A 25080-nucleotide genomic window follows, 5' to 3' on the forward strand; every position below is an offset into this window, starting at 1 on the left:
CCCACGCGCCGACTTCCCCCACGTACGCACTACAGAACCAGGATCCCGATGTCTTCTGCCGTGCGCTTCGGCGTCAACTACACGCCCAGCCAAGGGTGGTTCCACCACTGGCTCGACTTCGACCTCGACTCCGTGCGCGCCGACCTCGACTCGATCGCCGAGCTGGGCCTCGACCACATCCGCGTCTTCCCGCTGTGGCCGTACTTCCAGCCCAACCGGACCCTGATCCGAACGAAGGCCGTGGAGCAGCTGGTTGCGCTTGTCGACGCGGCCGGTGAGCGCGGGCTCGATGTCAACGTCGACGGTTTGCAAGGGCACTTGAGCAGCTTCGACTACCTGCCCGCGTGGACCCGGACCTGGCACCGGCGCAACCTCTTCACCGACCCGGACGTCCTCGACGGTCAGGCCGCCTATCTGCGGACGCTCGCCGCCGCCCTCGCCGACCGCCCCAACTTCATCGGCATGACCCTCGGCAACGAGGTCAACCAGTTCTCGGCCGGCCCGCATCCGGACCCCGACCGGGCGACCGAGGACCAGATCGACGTCTGGCTGGCGCGGATGCTCGCGGCCTGTGCGGAGGGTGCGCCCGGCAAGCCGCATCTGCACGCCGAGTACGACGCGACCTGGTACCAGGACGACATGCCGTTCACCCCGGCCCAGGCCGCCCGGCACGGCGCGATGACGGCCGTCCACTCCTGGGTCTTCAACGGCACCGCCCAACGGCACGGCCGTACTTCCGTGCCGAGCGAACACCACGCCGCTTACCTGATCGAGCTGAGCAAGGCGTGGGCCGACGCACCGCACCGGCCTGTCTGGCTCCAGGAGGTCGGCGCGCCCCAGCCGCTCGTCCCCGCCGAGCACGCGGCCGACTTCGCCTCCGCGACCATCGCCAACGCCCTTGACTGTCCTGACCTTTGGGGCATCACCTGGTGGTGCTCGCACGACGTGTCCCGCGAGCTCGCGGACTTCCCCGAACTCGAATACGGGCTGGGCCTGCTGACCAACGACCGGCAACCCAAGGACATCGCGCTGGTGTTGGCGGAGGCGGCCCGCGAGCCCACGTACACGCCCGCCACCCGCACCACCGCGCTCGTCGTGCCCGCCGATCCGTCGGTCCGCTCGGGCTGCGGTCCCGGCGGGCCGGTCTTCGACGCCTACTTCCGACTCGTCGCCGACGGAGCCCGACCGGCGACCGTCCTCGACGTGCGCGCGGACGACAAGGAACACCTCGCCGCGCGCGGCATCACCGAAGTCGTCACTCCCGACCAGGTACTCCCCACCCCACAAGGAGGCACCAGCTCGTGAACCCGCTTGGCCCCACCAGACGCACCGTCCTGCTCGCCGGTGCGGCGGCCACCCTGCTGCCCCAACTGCCCACGCCCGCCTTCGCCGCCTCGCAGGCCGCCGCCGTCAACACCGGCCAGCCGTACGCCAGTTACTGGTACCCGGACTCCCTGCCCGCAGGCACTCCCGGCACCGGCATCACCTGGAACAGCCTGAAGACCTGGACCGCCGCCTCGGACGCGGACCTCGCCTTCAACGCCGCCGCTGTCCCCCTGGCCGCACGCTTCACCCCGACCGCCGCGAGCGGCACCGCCCGCTCCGGCCAGGCCCGCATCCAGTCCCTGGTCTCCTTCGGACCGACGTCGAGCAACCCTTCGCAGGGCGCGGCCACCGCCGACTACTACGCGCTCACCCACTGGTCCTACCTCGACGAACTCGTCTTCTGGGGCGGCTCGTCCGGCGAGGGCATCATCCTCGCCCCGAACGCCCCCATCGTCGACGCCGCCCACCGGCACGGCGTCCCCGTCCTCGGCAATATCTTCCTGCCGCCCGTCGCTTACGGAGGACAGCTCCAGTGGACCCGCGACCTGGTCCAGAAGGACTCCGCCGGGCACTACCCGCTGGCCGCCCAACTCGTCGCGGTCGCCGCCGCGTACGGCTTCGACGGCTGGTTCGTCAACGCCGAGACCAGCGGCGGGAACACCGCCCTCGGCACCGACATGCAGGGCTTCATGAGCGAGTTGAAGTCCCTCGCCGCCGCGCAGGGGCAGCGGGTCACCTGGTACGACGCGATGACCGTGAACGGGACGGTCAGTTGGCAGGGCGCGCTGAACACGTCGAACCAGGCGTTCTTCCAGGCCGCGAACGACATGTTCATCGACTTCCGGTGGAGTACCAGCACGCTGGCGGCCTCCGGGACCAAGGCGGACGGGCTCGGGCGCAGCCGCTACGAGTTGTGGGCGGGCGTCGATGTCGAGTCCAACGGGTCGAGCACGTCGGTGAGTTGGGATGCGATGGTGCCGACGGCCAAGGCGCACATCACCTCGATCGGCTTCTACCGGCCCGAGTGGACGCGTAACCATCTGCCCGCGAGCCGTACCCCGGGCGACTTCCACGCGGCCGACGACCGCTTCTGGACCGGGCGTTCGCTCGACCCTTCGCTGCCGGACAGCACGGACACCTGGCGCGCGCCGGCCGTGTCGGTCGCGGACCGGTCGACGGTGGGTGGCGCACTGCCGTTCGCGAGTGTCTTCAACACCGGGCACGGGCTGCGCTGGTACGAGGACGGGGCGGTCACCTCGGACGCGGCATGGAACCACCTCGGACTCCAGGACCGGCTGCCGTCGCGGCGGTGGGTGGTGCGGACGGCGGGGCAACGGCCCACGGTGACCTTCGACTTCGCGGACGCGTGGCGAGGCGGCAGCAGTGTGCTGGTCTCCGGTGTACTGAATCAACCGACAACTGTAGATGTGTACGGTTCACAGCTGCCGATCGGTGATGACACGGTGGTCGACCTGACGTTCCGCACCGACAGCGGCAGCGGCAGTGTGAACGTCGAGCTGGCCGTCGCCACGGCCGAGCCGAGCACGGCGGGGTCGACGCCGCCGTACACCTATCTGCCTGTGAACTCGGTCAACGGCGTACGGACTGTGACCGACGTCAACGGTTGGCAGACGGTGACCGTGCCGCTCACAGGGCTTTCCGGCACGCTGCATGCGATCGGTGTACGGCTCACCGCGGCCGACGCGAGCGGGAGCACTGTGAACTGGCGGTTCGGTGGTATCGCGGTTCGCGAGGTCAACGACACCCAGCCGCCCGCCGCTCCCTCCAACCTGCAGATTACCGCCGCCTCCGGAGGCGACCTTCGCTTCGCCTGGGACGCCGGGCCCGGTGCCGTACGCCAGTACACCCTCCACCGCCTCCTCCCCGACGGTACCCGGCGTTTTCTCGGCGGCACCTGCCAGCGCGCCTTCTTCGTCGGTGGGCTGCAGGCCGAACAGGGCGAGCAGCAGGCGTGGTTCGAACTGCGCGCGACAGGGGAGCTCTACACAGCGTCGGCCCCCGTGACCGTCGCGCACACCTGGTGACACCCGCCCGGTGACACCAACCTGTCAACACCCGTGCCCCAACCCGCAACCGAGCTACGGAGCACCCCACATGCATGACGACCGCAGCCTGGTCGAAGCCCGCCTCAAGCGCGTCCTCGAAGAGCGCATCCGTCCCGCTGTGTATCCCGAGTCCGTGCCGTTGGAGGTGGCCGTCTGGCACGCGCCCGACGAGCCGGTGCCCGTGGCCGAGGGGCTCGCGGGCACACCCGAACCGATCGAGGTGGGTGCCCGGTGGGGTGCTCCCTGGGGCACGAGTTGGTTCCGTGTCACCGGGACCGTCCCCCAGGAGTGGGCGGGGAAGACCGTCGAGGCGCTGCTCGACCTCGGCTTCGACGAGAACATGCCCGGCTTCCAGTGCGAGGGCCTCGTCTACCGGCCCGACGGCACCCCGGTGAAGGGCCTCAATCCGCGCAACCAGTGGGTCAGGATCGGGGCGCCCGTCGCCGGCGGCGAGGAGGTGCGGCTGCACATCGAGGCCGCCTCGAACCCCGTCGTCCTCGACTACCACCCCTTCCTGCCCACCCAGTTGGGCGACAAGGAGACCGCCGGCAGTGAGCCCCAGTACAAGCTCACCCGCATGGACCTCGCCGTCCTCGACGAGAACGTGTGGAACCTCGTTCTCGATCTGGAGGTCGTCGGCGAGCTGATGGCTGAGTTGCCGGTGGACTCGGCCCGCCGCTGGGACCTCCTGCGGGCGATCGAGAAGGCGCTGGACGCCGTCGACCTCCAGGACGTCAACGGCACGGCGGAGCGCGCCCGTTCACAGCTGGCGGAGGTTCTGTCGACGCCCGCCGTCCCGTCCGCGCACCGCATCAGCGCGATCGGGCACGCGCACATCGACTCGGCGTGGCTGTGGCCGCTGCGCGAGACGGTCCGGAAGGTGGCCCGCACAACGTCCAACATGACGGCCCTGCTTGAGGACGAGCCCGACTTCATCTTCGCCATGTCGCAGGCCCAGCAGTGGGCCTGGGTGAAGGAGCACCGGCCCGAGGTGTGGGCGCGGGTCAAGAAGGCGGTCGCGGACGGGCGGTTCGTGCCGGCCGGTGGCATGTGGGTGGAGTCGGACACCAACATGCCGGGTTCGGAGGCGATGGCCCGTCAGTTCGTGCACGGGAAGCGGTTCTTCCTCGACGAGTTCGGCATCGAGAACGAGGAGGCCTGGCTGCCCGACACCTTCGGCTTCGCCGCCGGACTCCCGCAGATCATCAAGGCGGCCGGTTCCAAGTGGCTGCTGACGCAGAAGATTTCCTGGTCCCAGACGAACAAGTTCCCGCACCACACCTTCCGTTGGGAGGGCATCGACGGCACCCGGATCTTCACCCACTTCCCGCCCGTCGACACCTACAACTGCTCCATGCAGGGCCGCGAGATCGCCCACGCGGCACGCAACTTCAAGGACAAGGGCGTCGCCAGGCACTCCCTCGCGCCCACCGGCTGGGGCGACGGAGGCGGCGGCACGACGCGCGAGATGGTCGCCAAGGCGGCCCGCCTGCACGACCTCGAAGGCTCGGCGACCGTGGCCTGGGAGACCCCGAAGGAGTTCTTCGAGAAGGCCGAGGCCGAGTACCCCGAACCCCCGGTCTGGGTGGGCGAGTTGTACCTCGAACTCCACCGAGCCACCCTCACCAGCCAGGCCAAGACCAAGCAGGGCAACCGCCGCAGTGAACACCTCCTGCGCGAGGCGGAGTTGTGGGCGGCCACGGCGGCGGTGCGGGCCGGATTCCCGTACCCGTACGAGGACTTGGACCGGATCTGGAAGACCGTGCTGCTGCACCAGTTCCACGACATCCTGCCCGGCTCGTCCATCGCCTGGGTGCACCGGGAGGCCCGCCGGACGTACGAGCGGATCGCCGGGGAGCTGAACACCATCATCGACGCGGCTCAGCACGCGCTGGCGGGTGAGGGCACGACCTCCCTCGTCTTCAACTCGGCGCCCCACGCCCGCGCAGGCGTCCCCGCGGGCGGCGCGCAAACCCCTGCCGTCCAGGGCGAGACGGCACTCGCGACCCGGGTCGGCGGCGGACACGTACTGGAGAACGGCCTGCTCCGCGTCGAGATCGACGGCCGGGGCCTCGTCGTCTCCGCCTACGACATCGAGGCCGACCGCGAGACCATCGCCCCCGGCCGGGCCGCCAACCTGCTCCAACTCCACCCGGATTTCCCGAACATGTGGGACGCCTGGGACGTCGACGAGTTCTACCGCAACACGGTCACCGATCTCACGGACGCGGACGAGGTCGTGGCCGACGGGAACGCGGTGCGGATCGTACGGTCCTTCGGCGAGTCCAAGGTCACCCAACTCCTGTCCCTGGCCGCCGGGGAGCGGCGACTGCTCATCGACACCGAGGTCGACTGGCACGAGACCGAGAAGTTCCTCAAGCTCGCCTTCCCGCTCGACGTGCACGCCGAACGGTACGCGTCCGAGACCCAGTTCGGGCACTTCCACCGGCCCACGCACACCAACACCTCATGGGAGGCAGCCAAGTTCGAGGCCTGCAACCACCGCTTCGTCCACATGGAGGAGCCCGGCTGGGGTGTCGCCGTCGTCAACGACTCGACGTACGGCCACGATGTGACCCGTACGGTCCGCGGTGACGGCGACAACGGTACGACCACCACGGTCCGCGTCTCTCTCCTCCGCGCCCCGCGCTTCCCGGACCCCGAGACCGACCAGGGCGTCCACCGCTTCCGGCACGCACTGGTGCCGGGCGCGGGCATCGGCGACGCGGTGCGCGAGGGCTGGCGGATCAACCTGCCGGAGCGGCGAGTCGAGGGCGGTCAGGAGGTCGTCCCGCTGGTTGGCGTCGACCGGGACGCGGTCGTCGTCACGGCGGTGAAACTGGCCGACGACGGGAGCGGGGACGTCGTGGTCCGGTTCCACGAGGCGCACGGGGGACGGGCCAGGGCGACACTGACGGTGGGCTTCGCGTTCGACACGGTGGAGGTCGTAGACCTGCTGGAGCGGCCGTCGGCCGACGCCAAGGAGGTGACCCGCGAGGGCGATCGACTCACCTTGCGGCTGCGCCCGTTCGAGCTGGTGACGCTGCGGCTCGGACGCTCCTGACCCGGTACGCCTTTCGCCGACGGCCGTGATCGCCCGATGATGTGGCGATGAGACGAAGAACGGCCGTCGGTCAGGCCTGGGCCTCGCAACCGGATCCGCTACTGGCGCTCGCCCGGCAGGAGTTGGAGTTCTACGCGGGGGCGTGCGACCGGGCGAGGTGGCTGCACTACACGACGGAACTCGGCGCTCTCGCCGCCACGTCCGCGACGGTCGTGGCGGCGGGACTGCACGCGCCCGCCTGGCTCACCGCCCTGATCGCGGGCAGCGCCGTCTTCTTCACCGGCATGCGCCAACTCTTCAGCCCCGGCTCACGCTGGGTCCTGGCCGCACAGGCGCGGGAGGGTTTGCGCCGGGCGATCGACCGCTACCTGCTGCTCCCGCAGACCGACCGCGACACGGAAGCGCGGGCCGCCCTGCACCGGGCGATCGACGAGGTGGGCACCAGCGAACTGCGCGGATGGACGGAGGTCCAGGGCCAACGCGGCGAACCACCGCTGCCCACCGGGGGCGCGTGAATGCCGGGACGGGGCGGGTGTCCTGAGCTGTTCGCCGTGGCGCCTGAATGCTGGGACCGCGCGGGTGCCCTTTGGCGTTCGCCGCAGGCGCGTGAGTGGCGGGTGGGGCGGGTGTCCTGCGTCAGCGTCTGAACCCCCGCTGCTACGCCTCGAGTTGTGCCCGCAACCACTCCTCGACCTCTCCCACGTGCGAAGCCGCCGCCGCCCGTGCCGCCTCCGGGTCGCGGGCCACCAACGCGCGGTGGATCGCGGCGTGTTCGCGGCGGGTGCGGGCGAAGGCGCCCTCCTCCTGGTAGCCGCGCCAGACCCGGGCCCGGAACGTCCGGGACGACAGGCCCTCCAGGATCGCGGCCATGGTGTCGTTGCCGGCGGCGGCGGCGATCTCGCGGTGGAAGGCGAGGTCGTGGGCGAGGATCTCCTCGGGATCGTCGGTGGCGTTCATCGCCGTGAGGTGTTTCTCGACCTCGGCCAACTGGTCCGGGGTGATGCGGGCGGCGGCCAGAGCTGTCGCCGTCGACTCCAGGATGCGGCGGACCTCCAGCAGCTCCACCAGACCCGGGCCGCGTGACAGGTCGGCGACGACGCCGAAGGTCTCCAGCAGGTCACCGGCCTCCAGTTGCGTGACGTAGATGCCCGAACCGTGCCGCGCCTCCAGCACCCCGAGGACGGTGAGCGCGCGGATCGCCTCGCGCATCGAGCTGCGGGAGATGCCCAGTTGGGCCGCGAGATCGCGCTCGGTGGGCAACCGCTGGCCCGGCTCCAGGCGGCCCTCGCCGATCAACGCCTTGATCGAGTCGATGGCGCGCTGCGTCACCGTGCCCTTCGGCGGAGCGGCCACCGGGTCCGTCTCGCTCGGCAGGGTCTCGTCCACGCCACTCCTCCTGTCGCCGGTCCGCGCAGTCTAGCCACGCATGTGGTCCGACCACTACGGCCCGAAACCGCGAGAATTTGGCTCCTGAGGGTGTTGCAGCCCCGAAGTGGTCTGATAAATATTCCGGCAACTGCTCGAAACCGCTCGATGAGGAGCCCGACAGATGGCCGGCAGCACAGTGCGGAACGGACGGCAAGGCAGACGACTGACCGCGTGGGCGGTGCGTGCGACGGCGGCGGCCGCGTGCGGCACCCTCGCGCTCACGGCGTGCGGCAGCACCAAGGACACCGGGGCGAGCAGCGCCGGCGGCAGCGGTGGTACCGGCAAGGTGGGGGTGATCCTGCCGCTGCTGACCTCGCCGTTCTGGCAGTCGTACAACGACTACGTGCCGAAGATGGCGAAGTCCGAAGGTGTCCAGGCACTGAAGACGGTCAACTCCAACAGCGACCCCTCGCAGCAGATCACCGACATCAACAACGAGCTGAACCAGGGCGTCAAGGGCCTGGTCGTCGCCCCGCTGGACAGCGCCGCCATCGAAGCCGGCCTCGACCAGGCCGAGCGCAAGGGCGTGCCGGTCGTCGCCGTCGACGTGGCGCCCGACAAGGGCAAGGTCGCGATGGTCGTACGCGCCGACAACGTCGCCTACGGCGAGAAGGCCTGCGAGTACCTCGGGGCGCACATCACCAGCGGCAAGGTCGTGCAGATCATGGGCGACCTGGCGTCCGTCAACGGCCGTGACAGGTCAGAGGCGTTCAGGGCCTGCGTGAAGAAGAAGTACCCGAAGCTCAAGGTCCTGGAGATCCCCGCCAAGTGGGAGTCCGACACGGCCGCCTCGAAGCTCGACACGCTCCTCAACGCCAACCCCGACATCAAGGGCATCTACATGCAGGCGGGCGGCGTCTATCTCGCGCCCACCCTCCAAACCCTCAAGTCCAAGGGCCTGTTGAAGACAGCGGGCAAGGCCGGGCACATCACGATCGTCTCGAACGACGGCATCCCGCAGGAGTTCGACGCGATCCGCAAGGGCGAGATCGACGCCACCGTGTCCCAACCGGCCGACGCCTACGCCAAGTACGGCATGTACTACATCAAGGCCGCGATGGCGGGGAAGACCTTCAAGCCCGGCCCCACCGACCACGACTCCACGATCGTCAAGCTGCCCAGCGGCATCCTCGAGGACCAGCTGCCCGCGCCCCTGGTCACCAAGGGCAACGTCGACGACCCCAAGCTCTGGGGCAACACGGTCAAATGAGCACTCCAGTGACCACTCCGCTGGTGGAGGCGACGGGAATCGTCAAGCGCTACGGCCCCACCGTCGCCCTCGCCGACGGTCAACTGACCGTGCTGCCCGGCGAGTCCCACGCCCTCGTCGGCCGCAACGGCGCCGGCAAGTCCACCCTCGTCACCGTCCTCACCGGACTCCAGGCCCCCGACGAGGGCACGGTCCGCTTCGACGGCGAGCCCGCGCCCCCGCTCACCGACCGCGACGCCTGGCGCGGCAAGGTCGCCTGCGTCTACCAAAAACCCACGGTCGTCCCCGAGTTGACGGTCGCCGAGAACCTCTTCATCAACCGTCAGCCGCAGTCCCGGGGCGGAATCATCAGCTGGCGCCGGCTCCGCACCGAGGCGGCCGAGCTCCTCGACACCTGGGACGTGCACGTCGACCCCGAGGCCCGTACCGCGGACCTCAAGGTCGAGGACCGCCAAATGGTGGAGATCGCGCGGGCGTTGAGCTTCGGCGCCCGGTTCATCGTCCTCGACGAACCGACCGCCCAGCTCGACAACCGGGAGATCGAGCGGCTCTTCACACGGATGCGGGCCCTCCAGGAGTCGGGCGTCACCTTCCTGTTCATCTCGCACCACCTCCAGGAGGTGTACGAGGTGTGCCAGACCGTCACCGTGCTGCGCGACGCCCGCTGGATCACGACCGCACCGGTCGCCGACCTCCCGCGCCGGGCCCTGGTGGAGGCGATGGCGGGGGAGTCGATCGCCGAACTGGAGGTCCAGCTCAGGGAGTTGGACACCAAGGCGCCCGTCCTCCTCGACGCACGCGGGCTCACCTCCGAGTCGTACGAGAACGTCGATCTCACCGTCCGCCGGGGCGAGGTCGTCGGACTCGCCGGGTCCAGTGGCAGCGGCAAGGTCGAACTGGCCGAGTCCTTCACCGGGTTGTACACGCCGACCGGCGGCACCGCTCAACTCGACGGCGAGAAGCTGCCGTTCGGGGATGTGCAGGCCGCCCTGAAGGCCGGCGTCGGCTGCGTGCCGCGCGACCGACACGGGCAGGGGCTCGTCTTCGGCATGTCCATCGGGGACAACGCCACGATGACGGTCCTGGACCGGCTCGGCCGCTTCGGGTTCGTCGGCACCGAGCGCAAGCGCGCGTTCGCCACCGAGCTGATCGACCGGCTCGACATCCACACCGAGGGCCCCGAACAGCCCGTCTCCGACCTGTCCGGCGGCAACGCGCAGAAGGTCGTCATGGCCCGCGCGCTGGCCTCCGACCCCAGGCTGCTGGTCCTCATCAACCCCACCGCGGGCGTCGACGTGAAGTCCAAGGAATCACTGCTCGCCCGCATGGACAGCGCCCGCGACGACGGCACCGCCGTGCTCGTCGTCTCCGACGAACTCGACGACCTGCGGCGCTGCGACCGCGTCCTCGTCCTCTTCCACGGCCGTGTCGTCGCCGAGCACCCGGCGGGCTGGCGCGACCACGAGCTGATCGCCTCCATCGAAGGAGTGGACCATGGCTGACACCAAGGCGGCCCCGCCGCTCGCCGCCCCACGCGCCACCGGGGCGGGCTCGGCCCGCACGGTCCTGCTCCGCCGGGCCCGCGAACTCGCCCTCGTACCGGCCCTGTTGGTGCTTCTGGTGCTCGGCGCGATCGTCAACGACTCGTTCCTCACCGAACGCAACCTGATCTCCATCCTGGGCGCCTCCGCCGCTCTCGCGATGGTGGTCCTCGCCGAGTCGCTGATCCTCATCACCGGCAAGATCGACCTGTCGCTGGAGTCGGTGGTCGGCATCGCGCCCGCCATCGGCGCCCTGCTGGTCCTGCCGGCCGCCGAGTCCGGCTGGGGCACGGAATGGTCGGCCCCGCTCGCCCTCGTCGCGATCCTCGTGGTCGGCGGGATCATCGGCGCCTTCAACGGCATCCTCGTGGTGAAGTTCAAGCTCAACGCCTTCATCGTCACCCTCGCCATGCTGATCGTGCTGCGCGGACTGCTGGTCGGCGCCACCAAGGGCAAGACGCTGTTCGGCATGCCCGACTCCTTCTTCATCTTGGCCACCAGCACCTTCCTGAACGTCCCGATGTCGGTGTGGCTGGCCGCGGTCTGCTTCGCGATCGCCGGGTTCGTGCTCAAGTACCACCGCGTCGGCCGCGCCCTCTACGCGATCGGCGGCAACCAGGAAGCGGCCCGCGCGGCCGGTATCCGCGTCGACCGGATGCTCCTCGGGGTCTCCGTCGTCGCCGGTGTCCTCGCCTCGGTGGGCGGCATCATGCAGACCGGCTACGTCGGCGCGATCAGCGCCAACCAGGGCAACAACATGATCTTCACCGTGATGGCGGCCGCGGTCATCGGCGGCATCAGCCTCGACGGCGGCAAGGGCACCATGTTCGGCGCCCTGACGGGCGTACTCCTCCTGGGAGTTGTCCAGAACCTCCTCACCCTCGCCCAGGTCCCGTCCTTCTGGATCCAGGCCATCTACGGCGGGATCATCCTGGTCGCCCTCATGATCGCCCGCGTGACGACCGGCCGCGCCCAGGACTGACCCACCGGCCTCCGGCACCCGCACGGCACCGGATCCCTGTACCCGACCGAAAGGCCCTCCGTGTCCCCGATCCCCGGCCCCCTCGTCCGCGTCACCGCGGTCGAAACCTACGACATCCGTTTCCCCACCTCGCGCGAGCTCGACGGCTCCGACGCGATGAACCCGGACCCCGACTACTCGGCCGCGTACGTCGTGCTGCGCACCGACGCGGCCGACGGGCACGAGGGACACGGGTTCTCCTTCACCATCGGGCGGGGCAACGAGGTCCAGGTCGCCGCGATCGACGCGCTGCGGGACCATGTGGTCGGCCGGTCCGTCGACGAACTCTGCGCGGATCCCGGGTCGTTGAACCGCGAGCTGATCGGCGACAGCCAACTCCGCTGGCTGGGGCCCGAGAAGGGCGTGATGCACATGGCGATCGGGGCCGTGATCAACGCGGCCTGGGACCTCACCGCCAAGCGCGCCGGCAAACCGTTGTGGCAGCTCCTCGCCGACGCCGACCCCGAATGGCTCGTCAGCCAGATCGACTTCAGGTACATCAGTGATGCGCTGACTCCGGACGAGGCTCTGGACATCCTGCGCCGCGGCAGGGCGGGCGCGGAGGGCCGTAGGAACGTCCTGTCGGAGCGCGGCTTCCCCGCGTACACCACCTCCGCCGGGTGGCTCGGCTACGACGACGAGAAGCTCACGCGGCTCGCGGCGCAGGCCGTCGCCGACGGCTTCCGGCAGATCAAGCTGAAGGTCGGCGCGGACCTCGACGACGACATCCGCCGTTGCCGGGTGGCCCGTTCGGTGGTCGGACCCGATATCCGCATGGCGATCGACGCCAACCAGCGCTGGGACGTGGCCGAGGCGATCCGCTGGACCAAGGCCCTTGCCGAGTTCGACCCGTACTGGATCGAGGAACCCACCAGCCCCGACGACGTGTTGGGCCATGCCACTATCCGCGCCGCCGTCGCCCCGGTGAAGGTCGCCACCGGTGAACACGTCCAGAACCGCATCGTCTTCAAGCAGTTGCTCCAGGCCGGCGCCCTCGACGTCCTCCAGATAGACGCGGCACGCGTGGGCGGAGTCAACGAGAACCTCGCGATCCTGCTGCTCGCCGCGAAGTTCGGCGTCCCCGTCTGCCCGCACGCGGGCGGGGTCGGCCTGTGCGAACTCGTGCAGCATCTCTCGATGTTCGACTACCTCGCCGTCTCCGGCACCACCGACGACCGCGTGATCGAGTACGTCGATCATCTGCACGACCACTTCCTCGATCCGGTGATGATCCGCGAAGGTCACTACATGGCACCCACCACACCCGGGTTCTCGGCCACAATGCGGCCCGAGTCCATCGCGCGCTACACCTTCCCCGGCGGCACCTTCTGGGCCGCCGACCTCGACCGCCAGAAGGGACACGCGGCATGACCGACTTCGAGGGCCTCAAGGCCCTGGTCACCGGCGGCGCCTCCGGCATCGGCCGGGCCACCGCCGAACTCCTCGCCGAACGCGGCGCGTCGGTCGCCGTCCTCGACCTCGACCCCAGCAGTGTCGAGAAGCCGCTGCTCGGCTACCGCGCCGACGTCACCGACGACGCCTCCGTACGACAGGCCGTCGCCGCCGCGGTCGCCGACCTCGGCGGACTCGACGTGGTGGTCAACAACGCGGGCATCGGCGCCCAGGGCACCGTCGAGGACAACGACGACGAGGAGTGGCACCGCGTCCTCAACGTCAACGTCATCGGCATGGTCCGCGTCGCCCGCGCCGCCCTCCCGCATCTGCGCGAGTCGTCCCGCGCGGCGATCGTCAACACCTGCTCCATCGCGGCCACCGCCGGACTCCCGCAGCGGGCCCTGTACAGCGCCACGAAGGGCGCCGTGTACTCCCTCACCCTCGCCATGGCCGCCGACCACCTGCGCGAGGGCGTCCGCGTCAACTGCGTCAACCCCGGTACGGCGGACACCCCTTGGGTCGGCCGGCTCCTCGACTCGGCCTCCGACCCGGCCGCCGAACGTGCCGCCCTGGCCGCCCGCCAGCCCTCCGGCCGCCTTGTCTCGGCGGCCGAAGTCGCGGGCGCCATCGCCTACTTGGCGAGCCCGCTGTCCGGCGCGACCACCGGTACCTCGCTCGCCGTGGACGGCGGCATGCAGGGGCTGCGGCTGAGGCCGGTGGGCCAGTGAGCGCCCTCGGCAGCAGCGGCGTCGAGGTCGGTGGGCTCGGCCTCGGTACCGCGCCCCTTGCCAACCTGTTCACCGAAGTCACCGACGAGCAGGCGCACTTGGCCGTCGACACCGCCTGGCAACAGGGCATCCGGTACTTCGACACCGCGCCCCACTACGGCATCGGCCTCTCCGAGCGCCGCCTCGGAGCCGCGCTGCGCGACCGCCCGCGCGCGGAGTACACGATCTCCACCAAGGTCGGCCGCCGCCTGGAACCCGTGGAGACGGTGACCGGCGACGACCTCGCCAACGGCTTCGCCGTGCCCGCCACGCTGCGCCGGGTCTGGGACTTCAGCGCCGACGGGATCCGCCGCACCCTGGACGCCAGCCTGGAACGGCTCGGCCTCGACCACGTCGACGTCGTCTACCTCCACGACCCCGACGACCACGCCGAACAGGCCTTCCGCGAGGGCTATCCGACTCTGGAGAAGCTCCGCGCGGAGGGCGTCGTCGGCGCGATCGGCGCGGGCATGAACCAGGCCGAGATGCTCACCCGCTTCGTCCAGGACACCGACGTGGACGTGGTGTTGTGCGCGGGCCGCTACACCCTGCTCGACCAGAGCGCCCTCGCCGAACTGCTCCCGGCCGCCGTCGCTCGCGGCAAGTCGGTGGTCATCGGCGGGGCCTTCAACTCCGGTCTGCTGGCGGACCCGAAGCCGGACGCGACCTACAACTACGCCCAGGCGCCGGCGGAGTTGCTGGACCGCGCCCTGCGCATGAAGACCGTCGCCGAGCACCACGGCATCACGCTGCGCGCCGCCGCCCTCGCCTTCTGCGCAGCTCATCCGGCCGTGGCGAGCGTCCTGGTCGGCGCCCGGTCGGCGGCCGAAGTACGGGACTGCGCCGAGCAGTTCACCACCGTCGTGCCCGCCGCGTTCTGGCAGGAGCTGCGGGACACGGGTCTCCTGTCGACGGATGCCCCCGTCCCTACCTAGGAGCCGTCATGAGAGTCGCCCTGCACACAAAAGTCCGACCCGACCGCATCGCCGAGTACGAGAGTGCCCACCACGACGTCCCCAAGGAACTCGCCGCCGCGATCCGCGCCGCCGGTGCCACCTCCTGGACGATCTGGCGCAGCGGCACCGACCTCTTCCACGTCCTGGAATGCGACGACTACGCCCGTCTGCTCGCCGAGTTGGACCAGCTCCCGGTGAACGTCGCCTGGCAGGCGCGCATGGCCCAGTACCTCAGCGTGGTGCACGACTACTCCGGCCAGGGCGCCGACGCGAGCCTGCCGGTCGTATGGGAGCTGCCATGACGGTCGACGCCCACCACCACGTCTGGGACCTGTCCGTCCGCGACCAGGACTGGATCACCGGCCCCGAACTCCAGCCGCTGCGCCGGGACTTCAGCATCGCCGACCTCGCGCCCGAGGCCCGCGCGGCCGGCGTCGACCGGACCGTCCTCGTCCAGACGATCACCGTCGCCGAGGAGACCCCCGAGTTCCTGGCCCTCGCCGACACACACGACCTGATCGCCGGAGTCGTCGGCTGGACCGACCTCACCCGCCCCGACATCGCCGACGAACTGGCCCGCCTGCGCGAACTCCCCGGCGGCCGTTACCTCAAGGGCATCCGCCACCAGGTACAGGGCGAGCCCGACCCGAACTGGCTGCTGCGCCCGGACGTACGCCGAGGCCTCACCGCCGTCGCCGACGCGGGACTCGTCTACGACCTGCTGGTCCTGCCCCACCAGTTCCCGGCCGGCGTCCAGGTCGCCGCGTCCCTGCCCCAACTCGCCTTCGTCCTCGATCACTTGGGCAAGCCGCCCATAGCGTCGGGCCGGCTGGAGCCGTGGGAGACAGCTCTGCGTTCCCTCGCCGCGCTCCCCAACACGTACTGCAAACTGTCCGGCCTGGTCACCGAGGCCGACTGGAAGACCTGGCGCACGGAGGACCTGCACCCCTACGCGGACACCGCACTCGACGCCTTCGGCCCGAGCCGCCTGATGTTCGGCTCCGACTGGCCGGTGTGCACCCTGGCGGCGACGTACGGCCAAGTCGTGGACTCGGCGGGCGAGTTGACCGACGATCTCAGTGCGGCCGAACGCGCCGACGTCTTCGAGGGCACCGCCACCCGCGTCTACGGCCTCTGATCTTCCGTCGCCACCCGTGTCTACGGTCTCTGAGTCATCGCAGCCAACCGCGTCGGCGGCAGATACTCCCGCACGAACGTCCGCTCCCAGCACGCGCCCGTCTCCCGCAACTCCCGCCAGCTCGTGTACCGGTAGCGGAAGAGACGGGCACGGATGTAGCGCGGGGGCGCGTCGGGCGGGAACGGGGAGCTGCGCAGGAGTCCTAGCGTGTCGCGGTCGTTCTCCAGGAGGCGCTCCACCAGGGCGCCGAACCACGGCTCCGCGTAGCCGGGGGAGAGGGCCGCGAACCACATCATCCAGTCCAGCCGCAGGTGGTACGGCGCGAACTGGCGTGGCCAGCGCCGTGGATCGCCGGGCTTGCCCCTGAACTCGTACTCCCGCCAGCCGGAGTCCTCGCGGGGTACGGCGTCCGTCGTGCCCTCGATCACCACCTCGTGGCGGATGCGGCCGACGGTGCCGAACGCGCCGTAGGAATTGACCAGATGGAGCGGGTCGAAGGAGCGGTTCATGATCTGGCGGCGGGAGATCATGTTGCGGACCGGGCGGTGGCTGAGCCAGAGGAGGAGGGCGGCCACGGTGAGGACCGCGGCCTCGTACCAGACGGGCGGGCCGGGTGCGGGCGGCGGTGTGTGCGGGAAACGGATCGCGGACAGGGCCAGCGTGATGGTGATCCAGTTCAGCCAGGAGAAGTTGCCGGACAGGACCAGCCACAGCTGGGTGGCGATCATCAGGGACGCGGCGGCCGTCGCGATCGGCTGAGGGGTGAACAGCAGCACGGGGACGACGAGTTGGGTGACGTGGTTGGCCGCCACCTCCACCCGGTGCAGGGGTCGGGGGAGGTGGTGGAAGAACCAGCTCAGCGGGCCCGGCATCGGCTGTGTCTCGTGGTGGAAGTCCAGGCAGGTCAGTTTCCGCCAGCACGCGTCGCCGCGCAGCTTGATCAGACCCGCGCCGAACTCCACGCGGAAGAGGATCCAACGGAGCAGGAACAGCACCAGCACCGGCGGGGCCACCTTGTCGTTGCCGAGGAAGACGGCCAGGAAGCCGACCTCCAGCAGCAGTGACTCCCAGCCGAACGCGTACCAGGTCTGGCCGACGTTGACGATCGACAGGTACAGCACCCAGGGGACCAGCCACAGCAACATCCCGCCCCAGAGCGGCAGGTGGGAATCGAGTCCGGCGGCCAGTGCGGCCGACACCGCGCAGCCCGTCCATGCGCAGGCCGCGAAGAAGCGGTCCGTGTAGTGGAGTTGGAAGATGCTCGGGGCCCGGCGGAAGGGCGTCAGGGAGAGGAGGCGGGGGATCGGCAGCATGCCGTGTTCGCCGATCAGCGGGCGGAACTGCCGGGCTGCCGTGAGGAACGCGACCAGGTAGACACCGGCCAGGGCCCGCTGGAAGACCAGTCGGCTCAGCCAGTAGTCGGGTGCGGTGAACCATTCCACGGCCGTGCGCTCCTCCCTCCATCGTCCGTCGTGCCTCAGCGGACCGTCCATCGTCGCGCTCGGTGAACCGTCGCTCTCCGTGTTCCGTGGTTCCGGTTGCGTAACCCAAGTGGGTGAAGCAGACAATAGTGGCGAATCACCCGGCTTGAGGCGGGAGTACACGGTGCGCATATCCACCGGAACCATCGCCACGGCCTGCGCGCTCTCGGCGACGCTCCTCGTCGCCGGGTGCGGCGGCGACGGCGGCAAGGACACGAAGTCGAGCGGCGAGGTCTTCCTCCAGCCCGTCGCGGCGCAGGGCCCCGACCCGTTCACGGACTCCACGGCCACCGCGCCGAGCACCCCATCACGGGTCACCCGAACGCCGCAGTCCACACCTCCGGGGTCGACGCCGATGCGGCCGACGCCCACGGGGACCGTATCCGCACCCTCCGGCCGCATGCGCACCGTCTCCGGCGCCACACCCGGCCTGTACGGCGGGACCGCGCGGAGCGGCAGTTGCGACGTGGAGCGGCAGGTCGCCTATCTCACCGGCGACCAGGCCAAGGCCCGTGCCTTCGCGCAGGCCGAGGGGATCTCCCCGGGCGGGATCCCCGGCTATCTGCGCGGGCTCACCTCGGTCGTGCTGCGCGCCGACACCCAGGTCACCAACCACGGGTTCCGGGACGCCCGGGTGACCGGCTTCCAGTCGGTCCTCCAGGCCGGTACCGCCGTCCTCGTCGACAACCGGGGCGTGCCCCGGGTCCGCTGCGCCTGCGGCAACCCGCTCAAGGCGGGTGCGGCGAGCGGGGGCGCCGCAGGCAACAGCGGGAGGCCCTGGTCCGGGTTCCGACCCGCCGAGGTGGTCGTGGTGACGCCGGCGCCCCAGGTGATCACCAACATCACGATCATCAACATCGTCGACAACGCGTGGATCGAACGGCCCCTCGGCCATCGCGGGCCCCACCACGACCACGTCGTACCCCGGCCGCCGCACATGACGCCAACGCCGACCCCGACCCTGACACCGTCCCGTACGGGTCCGTCGCCGCGACCGCACGACAGCGGGTCCAGCGCCTCACCCGGCGACACGAGCCCCTCGACCGGCAGCGGTACAAGCCCCACGCCGAGCGCTTCCCCGAGCGACGGTCAGAGCGTCGCCCCGGAGAAGTCGGCCACCGACTGCGTCACCCCGACCGTCACCGTGACCCCCGGCGCGACCGGCGACCCGGCGGCGCAGGTCCCGTCCCCGGGTGCCACGGACTGCCCCGCCGCCACCGTCACGGCCACCCCGACGACCAGCCCACCCGGCACCACGCTCACACCGTCGCCGCGCGGCACCACCCCGAGCGCCGAGTCGCTCGTACCGGATCCGTCCCAGGACCAGGACCAGGGCTCCCCGGACGAGATCGGTCCGCCGACCGTCCCCGAGACCCCTGACCTGCCCGACGGCGGCGGGCTGATCCCCGACGACACCACCACCGGCAGCATTTTCGACAGCCCCACGAGCGTGTTCGACAGCTGATCGCGCACGCGGCGACAGCCGGCGTACCCGCATTGGCAGCCAGCCGTACCCGCAGCGACAGCCAGCCCTACCCGCAGTGACAGCCGGCCGCATCCGGAGCCGTCGTAGCGCTCGGAGAAGTCGAATAATCGGGCAAATCCTGGCAAGGTGGGCCGCATGGTTGATCGGGGAGCGAGCGCCCTGTCAGTCCCGGACGACTGGCCCGCCAACCCGGACCCGATCCTGGCGCTCAACCGCATGGGCAGCTTCGACTGGGACCTGGACAACGGCCTGTTCCACATGGACGCCCAGGCCCACGAGGTCTTCGACCTGCGCCCCGACGAATACGACGGACACCCCGAGAGCCTCGCGGTCCGGGTACCGCCGCCGGAGGGCTACCGGCTCGACGGCATCGTCTCCCAGGCCATGAAGGACGGCAGCGAGAACTACGGCGCCTACTTCCGGATGCGGCTGCGTGACGGCACCCTGCGCTGGACCCACACCCAGGGCTACATCCGGCGCGACGACACCGGCCGCCCGCGCCGGATCATCGGCATCGTCCGGGACGCCACCCAGGAGCTCGCCGAGAGCGCGGCCCGCCGTGAACAGGCCGCCCAGGACGCGGCGCTGCGCCGGCAGACCAACATCGTGCAGCTCACCACCGCTGCCCTCGCGCACGCCCGTACCGTCCAGGACGTCATCGACGTCCTCAAGGACACCCACGGTCTCGTCCACCTCGGCGCGACCAGCCTGGTCATGGGCCTGGTCGAGGCCGGCCGTATCCGCCTGGTCGCGGAAGGGCCGGAGGGCAGCTTCGTGCCCGGCACGGAGGTCACCCGGATCGACGAGCAGTACCCGATGGGGGAGGTCGTACGGACCCTCGCCCCGGCGTTCATCGAGTCCCCCGAGGAGTTCGCCGAGCGGTACCCGCTCCTGTGGCCGCACATCACAGAGCTGAACATCACCGCGGCCGCCTATCTCCCGCTGATCGCCCAGGCACGGCCGATCGGCGCGATGGGGCTGCTCTACAACGACCGGAGCGGTTTCACGGCGGACGAGCGCAACGTGCTCGTCGCGCTGGGCAGCAGCATCGCGCAGAGCCTGCAGCGCGCGATGTTCTACGAGCAGGAGAAGGACCTCGCGCAGGGCCTTCAGCAGGCGATGCTGCCGCGGGCGATCCCCAGCGTCCCGGGCGCCGACGTCGCCGTCCGCTACCGGTCCGCGAAGCTCGGGCGGGACATCGGCGGCGACTGGTACGACCTGATCCCGCTGCCGGGCGGGCGGGTCGGCGCGGTCATCGGCGACGTCCAGGGCCACGACACGCACGCCGCCGCCGTCATGGGTCAACTGCGCATCGTCCTCAAGGCGTACGCCGCCGAGGGACACACCCCGGCCACGGTGATGGCCCGCGCCTCCGTCTTCCTCCACGAACTCGACACCGACCGCTTCGCCACCTGCCTCTACGCCGAGGCCGACCTGTCGACCGGAGTGGTCCAGGTGGTCCGGGCCGGTCATATCGACCCGCTGGTGCGGCAGTTGGACGGGACCTGCCGCCGGATGACCGTCGCGGGCGGGCTGCCGCTGGGTCTCTCCGCGGAGTTCGGGCGGCTCGAATACCCCGTCTCCACCGTCGAACTCGACCCCGGCCAGACCCTGTTGCTGTGCACCGACGGCCTCGTCGAACAGCCCGGGGCCGACCTCGACGAAGGCATGCAGACCCTCGCCGCGCTCATCGCCTCCGGCCCCGACGACGTACGCGACCTCGCCGACCTGCTGATCGACGTGGCCGAGGAACGCGGCGGCGAGGACGACGTGGCGCTGCTCCTGCTGCGCCGGCGCGGCCTCGACGCCCCACAGTCCGGCGGGCGGCTCCAGCAGCACGTGGCCCCCGGCGACTCCGAGGCTCTCACCGAGGCGCGGCACATGATCCGGGCCGCGGTCCGCGCGTGGGGCGCCGGTGAACGCTCCGACGAGGTCGAACTGGTCGCCGACGAGCTGATCACCAACGCGTTGATGCACACCGAGGGCTCCGCGATCGTCACCCTCAGGGTCCTCAACGGCCCGGACCGTCGCCTGCGCGTGGAGGTCGAGGACTCCTCCAGTGCCCTGCCGCGCCGCCGTGAGGCGGGTGAGGACGGTGTCTCGGGGCGCGGCCTGCTCCTCGTCGACCTGCTCACGGACGTGTGGGGCGTGGAGGCGCGCGGCAGCGGCAAGTGCGTGTGGTGCGAGTTCCTGGTCCCGGACCGCACCTGAGCTGACCTCACGGACCTCTGATGGCACCCTGGACGTATGCCGGAACTTCCCGAGGTCGAAGCGCTGAAGGACTTCCTGACCGAACACCTCGTCGGCCACGAGATCGTACGGGTACTGCCCGTCGCCATCAGCGTCCTGAAGACGTACGACCCTCCGCTCACCGCGCTGGAGGGACACGAGGTGGTGGCCGTGCACCGCCACGGCAAGTTCCTGGACGTCGAGACGGACGGCGGCCCGCACTTCGTGACCCACCTCGCCCGTGCGGGCTGGCTGCACTGGAAGGACCGCCTCCCGGACGGCCCGCCCCGCCCCGGCAAGGGCCCCCTCGCGCTTCGCGTGGCCCTGGAGACGGGCGAGGGCTTCGACCTCACGGAGGCGGGCACGCAGAAACGCCTGGCGGTGTACGTCGTGGCCGACCCGCAGGAAGTCCCGGGCGTCGCCCGCCTCGGCCCCGACCCGCTCGCCGACGACTTCGACGAGCCGGCCTTCACCGCCCTCCTGAAGGACGAACGCCGCCAACTCAAGGGCGCCCTGCGCGACCAGACCCTGATCGCCGGGGTGGGCAACGCGTACAGCGACGAGATCCTGCACGCGGCGAAGATGTCCCCGTTCAAGCTCGCGTCGTCCCTGACTCCCACCGAGACCCACACGCTCTACACGGCCCTGCGCACCACGCTCATGGACGCCATCGAGCGCTCCCGGGGCGTGGCCGCAGGCCGCCTGAAGGCGGAGAAGAAGAGCGGCCTACGCGTCCACGGCCGCACCGGCCGGCCCTGCCCGGTCTGCGGCGACACCATCCGCGAGGTCTCCTTCAGCGACTCCTCCCTCCAGTACTGCCCGACCTGCCAGACGGGCGGCAAACCACTGGCGGACCGCAGACTGTCGCGGCTCCTCAAGTAGCCACCAGGGCGCGCCCGTTGCGTCCCGCCAACTACCAGGGCACCCGCGTCCCGTCCCACGACACGAACCGCCCCGTGGGCCCGTCGTCCGGCAGCAACGCCAGATCCACCGCACCCCGTGCCGCCTCCGCCGGATCCCCGTCGCTCGCCGCGGCCCGTTCGTTGAGGTCCGTCGCCCGTAGGCCGGGAGCGAGGGCGTTCACCTTGAAGCCCTCGGCCGCGAGGGACTGGGCGTAGAAGAGGGTCAGGGCGTTGAGCGCCGACTTCGACGAGCGGTACGCGGCGCCCGCCCCGGCGTGGGCGGCGAACTCCCGGTCCGGGTCGGCGCTCCAGGTCAGGGAGCCGGTGCCGCTGGAGATGTTCACGATGCGGGGACGCGGGGAGCGGCGCAGGGCCGGGAGGAACGCGTTGGTGACCGCCAGGACTCCGAAGACGTTCGTCTCGTAGGTGCGGCGGAAGTCGTCGAGGTCCGCCTTCGGCGGAGACTCCCCGCCGACCATGACTCCGGCGTTGTTGACCAGGACGTCCAGGGCGTCCACCTGTTGTGCCGCCGCCGCGATGCTGTCGGAGTCGGTGACGTCGAGGACCAACAGCCTTGCGCCGCCGCCCAGTTCCGCGACGGCCCGCTCTCCCCGGCCCGCGTCGCGTGAGCCGACGTAGACCGTGAATCCCTCGGCGACGAGCAGGCGGGCGATCTCCTTGCCGATGCCCTTGTTCGCGCCGGTGACCAGTGCTGTGGAATCGTTCATGGGGACGACGATTCCGCAGTCGCCGCCGCCGAACCAGGGACAACCGATCCCTGGCAGCCGGAGGGAGGCACCGTGACCGACAGGCACGAACTGGCCCGATTTCTGCGCGGGCGGCGGGAGTTGCTGGTGCCCGCCGATGTGGGGCTGCCCGATGAACCGTCCCGGCGGACGCGCGGGCTGCGCCGGGAGGAGGTCGCCGAGCTGGCCCACATGTCCGTCGACTACTACGCCCGGCTGGAACAGGCCCGCGGTCCGCGTCCGTCGCCCCGCATCCTGGACGCCCTCACCGGAGTGTTCCGGCTGACCCCGGCCGAGCGGACCCATCTGTTCCGGCTGGCGGGGACGCAGGTGACGCCTCTCGCCGCGCCGGTGCGGACCGTCCGCCCGCATGTGGCGGCCCTGCTGGAGCGCATCCCCGACACGGCGGCCGTCGTCACCGACGCCACCTACGACGTCATCGCCTGGAACCCGCTGGCGGGTGCCTTGTTCGGCGGCGGCGATTTCGGCGCGCGGCCGAACCTTGCCCGTCGCCGCTTCCTCGGGCGCCCGATGGAGAGTTCGAGCGCCGAGGAGTTCGGGTACGTCCTCGTCGCCCGGCTGCGCCGCGCCGCCGACCGCTACCCGCACGACCCGGGACTCACCCGCCTGCTGGCCGAACTGCGCGCCGGCAGCGAGGAGTTCGGGCAGATCTGGGAGACGGACCCGGTGCACGCCCCCGGGCATCGCACCAAGACCCTCACCCACCCGGAGGCGGGCCGGCTGCGGGTGAACTGCGACGTGCTCACCGTCCCGCACGACGACCAGCAGGTCGTCTTCGTCACCGCGGACCCGGGGACCCCCTCCGCACGGGCCATGCGGCAACTGGCCCTCGCGGGCCGGGACTTCAGTGCGAGGTGACCTCAGTGCGAGGTGAGCCGTACCAACTGCTGTCCGTCGGCCGTCCGCACGTCGTAGTGGTCGATCTCGGTGGGGTGCATCGCCGCGCCACCCTCCATCGTGATCATCGTCGCGTCGTGCTCGGGCACCATCCAACTGGTCACGGTCTGCTCGGAACCGTCGCGGCCGACGACCACCAGACGACAGGACCGGGGGCCCGCACCGTCCTTGATCTTCAGGGACACATCACTGCCGTAGTTCTCGTTCGCGGCCGTGACCTGCGCCCACACGCCCGACTTGGCGTCGGTCGCGGTGAGTTGTACGGCACTGTCGCCGTGCGCGGCGAGCGTCGCCACCGCGGGCCCGCCCACGGCGAACACCACCGAGGCCGCCACCGCGTACAGAAACCGCCGCCGTCCGGCCCGGTGCCGCGAGGCCACCTCGCCGAGCAACCGGTCCAGCATCCGCGGACCGGGTTGTGCCATGGGGTGCACAGAGCGCGGCGTCGCACGCCGGTACAGCATCATCTGCCGTGAGGCGGGACCGAATTCGGTCACATGAGCCGCGCAACTGGTGCACTCCATGAGGTGATCCTCGAAGCGGAAGGCGTCCGCCTCGTCCAGCACGCCGAGCGCGTACGCGCCGACGTCGCGATGCCTTTCCAGGGACCTCATGCCGAATCCTCGTGCCGTTAGGTGCGGGTGGGGTTACTCGTTGCTCCCATCGGTACGCACCAGCAAGCCGAATCACTCAAGGCACACACAGAATCGCAACCAACAGTTCGGAGCGGGTGGGCGCATGGATTGGTCCCGTTTCAAAAAAGATGGATGGCGAGATGGCCGAGCGGCAGTCCCAGCTGCCAGGCGGGCGTCCAGACCTTGGGTCCGTCGTCCTCACCGGTCACCGAACCGCCTCCCGGACCCGGTACCGCGTCCAGGTCCGGTGCGAGCAGCTCGGTCTCCTCCAGCCAGCGCCAGGCGGCCTCCGCGAGCGCCAGGTCCGGGGCGTCGGCGCCGGATTCGGCGGCCTCGGCCGTCAACTTGGACATACGTTCCCCGACCCAGTCCTGCCACGGCTGGTCGTACGCCGTGAGCGAAAGCCAGGTCTCCAACTGGGTCACCACTCGGATACCGGACAATTCACCGTCCGTGTCGGAGAGAAAGATGGTCAGTGCCAGCGCGTCCCGTCCCGCACGGAACTCGAAGGACGTCGGCGGCATCAGGTCGCCGGTCCGCAGCAACTCGTCGGCGATGTACTCGGCGTACAGCCACGCCATGGGGACGGTGAGCTCACCGCCACCGGTGCCGTCCGTGCTCTCTTGACCTCTGTGCAGCATCCCTTCCTGCCTTCCTCCGGTGCGTGCGCGTCGCCCGACCCGGGGTTCCGTCAGGAACCCCGAGCCCCCCAGTCCGGAACACGGATGAGGACAGCCGATTACTCAACCGGCTTCTGAGCAAGGCGCTTTA

General features: G+C 70.5%; 21 protein-coding genes. 16 read left to right on the forward strand and 5 right to left on the reverse strand.

Features of this window, described 5'->3' with window-relative positions; genetic code table 11:
• The first annotated feature begins 48 nt into the window (after positions 1-48).
• From SPR02S_RS13825 to SPR02S_RS55705, 4 genes are all read left to right on the forward strand, one after another.
• Complete coding sequence (locus tag SPR02S_RS13825; protein WP_086021615.1) at positions 49-1305, forward strand: glycoside hydrolase 5 family protein; 1257 nt, start codon at positions 49-51, stop codon at positions 1303-1305.
• Positions 1302-3371, forward strand: a complete 2070-nt coding sequence (locus SPR02S_RS13830) for an endo-beta-N-acetylglucosaminidase (protein ID WP_019057563.1) — start codon at positions 1302-1304, stop codon at positions 3369-3371. Before SPR02S_RS13825 ends, SPR02S_RS13830 begins: the two co-directional genes overlap by 4 nt.
• A 70-nt stretch (positions 3372-3441) precedes the next feature.
• Complete coding sequence (locus SPR02S_RS13835) at positions 3442-6456, forward strand: alpha-mannosidase (RefSeq protein ID WP_019057564.1); 3015 nt, start codon at positions 3442-3444, stop codon at positions 6454-6456.
• Positions 6457-6503: 47 nt separating this feature from the next.
• Positions 6504-6971: a DUF4231 domain-containing protein gene (locus SPR02S_RS55705; protein ID WP_019057565.1), complete on the forward strand. Its 468-nt coding sequence runs from the start codon at positions 6504-6506 to the stop codon at positions 6969-6971.
• Positions 6972-7113: 142 nt separating this feature from the next.
• Here the strand turns inward: SPR02S_RS55705 and SPR02S_RS13845 are convergent, their stop codons facing one another.
• Entirely contained in the window at positions 7114-7842 is a 729-nt protein-coding gene (locus tag SPR02S_RS13845) for a FadR/GntR family transcriptional regulator (protein ID WP_019057566.1), read from the reverse strand.
• A 163-nt stretch (positions 7843-8005) separates the two neighbouring features.
• Between SPR02S_RS13845 and SPR02S_RS13850 the strand changes: the two genes are divergently transcribed.
• The 8 genes from SPR02S_RS13850 to SPR02S_RS13885 are packed head-to-tail and all read left to right on the forward strand — an operon-like array spanning position 8006 to position 15912.
• Positions 8006-9094 (forward strand): sugar ABC transporter substrate-binding protein, encoded by a 1089-nt coding sequence (locus SPR02S_RS13850; protein WP_019057567.1) that lies wholly within the window; start codon positions 8006-8008, stop codon positions 9092-9094.
• The gene (locus SPR02S_RS13855) at positions 9091-10596 is read left to right on the forward strand and encodes a sugar ABC transporter ATP-binding protein (protein WP_043258267.1); all 1506 of its coding nucleotides are present in this window, start codon (positions 9091-9093) and stop codon (positions 10594-10596) included. Before SPR02S_RS13850 ends, SPR02S_RS13855 begins: the two co-directional genes overlap by 4 nt.
• On the forward strand, positions 10589-11617 hold the full coding sequence (locus tag SPR02S_RS13860) for an ABC transporter permease (protein WP_019057569.1): 1029 nt from the start codon (positions 10589-10591) through the stop codon (positions 11615-11617). The genes SPR02S_RS13855 and SPR02S_RS13860 overlap by 8 nt, the downstream gene beginning before the upstream one ends.
• Before the next feature lie 60 nt (positions 11618-11677).
• The gene (locus SPR02S_RS13865) at positions 11678-13027 is read left to right on the forward strand and encodes an L-fuconate dehydratase (protein ID WP_019057570.1); all 1350 of its coding nucleotides are present in this window, start codon (positions 11678-11680) and stop codon (positions 13025-13027) included.
• Entirely contained in the window at positions 13024-13779 is a 756-nt protein-coding gene (locus SPR02S_RS13870) for an SDR family NAD(P)-dependent oxidoreductase (protein ID WP_019057571.1), read from the forward strand. The genes SPR02S_RS13865 and SPR02S_RS13870 overlap by 4 nt, the downstream gene beginning before the upstream one ends.
• Positions 13776-14753 carry an aldo/keto reductase gene (locus SPR02S_RS13875; RefSeq protein WP_019057572.1) on the forward strand — a complete coding sequence of 326 codons (978 nt, stop codon included), beginning with the start codon at positions 13776-13778 and terminating at the stop codon, positions 14751-14753. Before SPR02S_RS13870 ends, SPR02S_RS13875 begins: the two co-directional genes overlap by 4 nt.
• 8 nt (positions 14754-14761) lie before the next feature.
• Positions 14762-15076: an L-rhamnose mutarotase gene (locus SPR02S_RS13880; protein WP_019057573.1), complete on the forward strand. Its 315-nt coding sequence runs from the start codon at positions 14762-14764 to the stop codon at positions 15074-15076.
• Entirely contained in the window at positions 15073-15912 is an 840-nt protein-coding gene (locus tag SPR02S_RS13885) for an amidohydrolase family protein (RefSeq protein WP_019057574.1), read from the forward strand. Before SPR02S_RS13880 ends, SPR02S_RS13885 begins: the two co-directional genes overlap by 4 nt.
• 20 nt (positions 15913-15932) lie before the next feature.
• Here the strand turns inward: SPR02S_RS13885 and SPR02S_RS13890 are convergent, their stop codons facing one another.
• A complete protein-coding gene (locus tag SPR02S_RS13890) occupies positions 15933-17354 on the reverse strand; it encodes a lipase maturation factor family protein (protein WP_026150516.1) in 1422 nt (473 codons plus the stop codon).
• A gap of 163 nt (positions 17355-17517) precedes the next feature.
• On the opposite strand from SPR02S_RS13890, the gene SPR02S_RS13895 reads away from it, so the two are divergent.
• The 3 genes from SPR02S_RS13895 to SPR02S_RS13905 all read left to right on the forward strand — a co-directional run bounded on the left by SPR02S_RS13895 (position 17518) and on the right by SPR02S_RS13905 (position 21990).
• A complete protein-coding gene (locus SPR02S_RS13895) occupies positions 17518-18858 on the forward strand; it encodes a DUF6777 domain-containing protein (RefSeq protein ID WP_019057576.1) in 1341 nt (446 codons plus the stop codon).
• A 156-nt stretch (positions 18859-19014) separates the two neighbouring features.
• A complete protein-coding gene (locus SPR02S_RS13900; RefSeq protein ID WP_019057577.1) occupies positions 19015-21090 on the forward strand; it encodes a SpoIIE family protein phosphatase in 2076 nt (691 codons plus the stop codon).
• Between the two features lie 36 nt (positions 21091-21126).
• Positions 21127-21990, forward strand: a complete 864-nt coding sequence (locus SPR02S_RS13905) for an Fpg/Nei family DNA glycosylase (protein WP_019057578.1) — start codon at positions 21127-21129, stop codon at positions 21988-21990.
• Between the two features lie 31 nt (positions 21991-22021).
• On the opposite strand, the gene SPR02S_RS13910 is transcribed toward SPR02S_RS13905, so the two are convergent.
• Positions 22022-22738, reverse strand: coding sequence for an SDR family oxidoreductase (locus tag SPR02S_RS13910; RefSeq protein WP_019057579.1), 717 nt, complete (start codon positions 22736-22738; stop codon positions 22022-22024).
• Between the two features lie 72 nt (positions 22739-22810).
• Here SPR02S_RS13910 and SPR02S_RS13915 point away from each other — a divergent pair, with 72 nt between their 5' ends.
• A complete protein-coding gene (locus SPR02S_RS13915) occupies positions 22811-23635 on the forward strand; it encodes a helix-turn-helix transcriptional regulator (RefSeq protein ID WP_019057580.1) in 825 nt (274 codons plus the stop codon).
• Between the two features lie 2 nt (positions 23636-23637).
• Here the strand turns inward: SPR02S_RS13915 and SPR02S_RS13920 are convergent, their stop codons facing one another.
• Both SPR02S_RS13920 and SPR02S_RS13925 read right to left on the reverse strand, forming a co-directional pair.
• On the reverse strand, positions 23638-24288 hold the full coding sequence (locus SPR02S_RS13920; RefSeq protein ID WP_019057581.1) for a zf-HC2 domain-containing protein: 651 nt from the start codon (positions 24286-24288) through the stop codon (positions 23638-23640).
• Between the two features lie 140 nt (positions 24289-24428).
• Positions 24429-24950, reverse strand: coding sequence for a hypothetical protein (locus tag SPR02S_RS13925; protein WP_019057582.1), 522 nt, complete (start codon positions 24948-24950; stop codon positions 24429-24431).
• Between the last annotated feature and the right edge of the window lie 130 nt (positions 24951-25080).

Origin of the sequence: Streptomyces prunicolor NBRC 13075 (assembly GCF_000367365.1) — a bacterium.
In the GTDB taxonomy this organism is placed as follows: domain Bacteria; phylum Actinomycetota; class Actinomycetes; order Streptomycetales; family Streptomycetaceae; genus Streptomyces; species Streptomyces prunicolor.

What these genes read in the sequence shown, in the direction of transcription:
- SPR02S_RS13880 (WP_019057573.1), top strand. Translation starts at nt 14,762, where the DNA reads ATGAGAGTCGCCCTGCACACAAAAGTCCGACCCGACCGCATCGCCGAG.
- SPR02S_RS13900 (WP_019057577.1), top strand. Translation starts at nt 19,015, where the DNA reads ATGGTTGATCGGGGAGCGAGCGCCCTGTCAGTCCCGGACGACTGGCCC.
- SPR02S_RS13925 (WP_019057582.1), bottom strand. Translation starts at nt 24,950, where the DNA reads ATGCTGCACAGAGGTCAAGAGAGCACGGACGGCACCGGTGGCGGTGAG.
- SPR02S_RS13910 (WP_019057579.1), bottom strand. Translation starts at nt 22,738, where the DNA reads ATGAACGATTCCACAGCACTGGTCACCGGCGCGAACAAGGGCATCGGC.
- SPR02S_RS13825 (WP_086021615.1), top strand. Translation starts at nt 49, where the DNA reads ATGTCTTCTGCCGTGCGCTTCGGCGTCAACTACACGCCCAGCCAAGGG.
- SPR02S_RS13860 (WP_019057569.1), top strand. Translation starts at nt 10,589, where the DNA reads ATGGCTGACACCAAGGCGGCCCCGCCGCTCGCCGCCCCACGCGCCACC.
- SPR02S_RS13885 (WP_019057574.1), top strand. Translation starts at nt 15,073, where the DNA reads ATGACGGTCGACGCCCACCACCACGTCTGGGACCTGTCCGTCCGCGAC.
- SPR02S_RS13850 (WP_019057567.1), top strand. Translation starts at nt 8,006, where the DNA reads ATGGCCGGCAGCACAGTGCGGAACGGACGGCAAGGCAGACGACTGACC.
- SPR02S_RS55705 (WP_019057565.1), top strand. Translation starts at nt 6,504, where the DNA reads ATGAGACGAAGAACGGCCGTCGGTCAGGCCTGGGCCTCGCAACCGGAT.
- SPR02S_RS13855 (WP_043258267.1), top strand. Translation starts at nt 9,091, where the DNA reads ATGAGCACTCCAGTGACCACTCCGCTGGTGGAGGCGACGGGAATCGTC.
- SPR02S_RS13835 (WP_019057564.1), top strand. Translation starts at nt 3,442, where the DNA reads ATGCATGACGACCGCAGCCTGGTCGAAGCCCGCCTCAAGCGCGTCCTC.
- SPR02S_RS13905 (WP_019057578.1), top strand. Translation starts at nt 21,127, where the DNA reads ATGCCGGAACTTCCCGAGGTCGAAGCGCTGAAGGACTTCCTGACCGAA.
- SPR02S_RS13870 (WP_019057571.1), top strand. Translation starts at nt 13,024, where the DNA reads ATGACCGACTTCGAGGGCCTCAAGGCCCTGGTCACCGGCGGCGCCTCC.
- SPR02S_RS13920 (WP_019057581.1), bottom strand. Translation starts at nt 24,288, where the DNA reads ATGAGGTCCCTGGAAAGGCATCGCGACGTCGGCGCGTACGCGCTCGGC.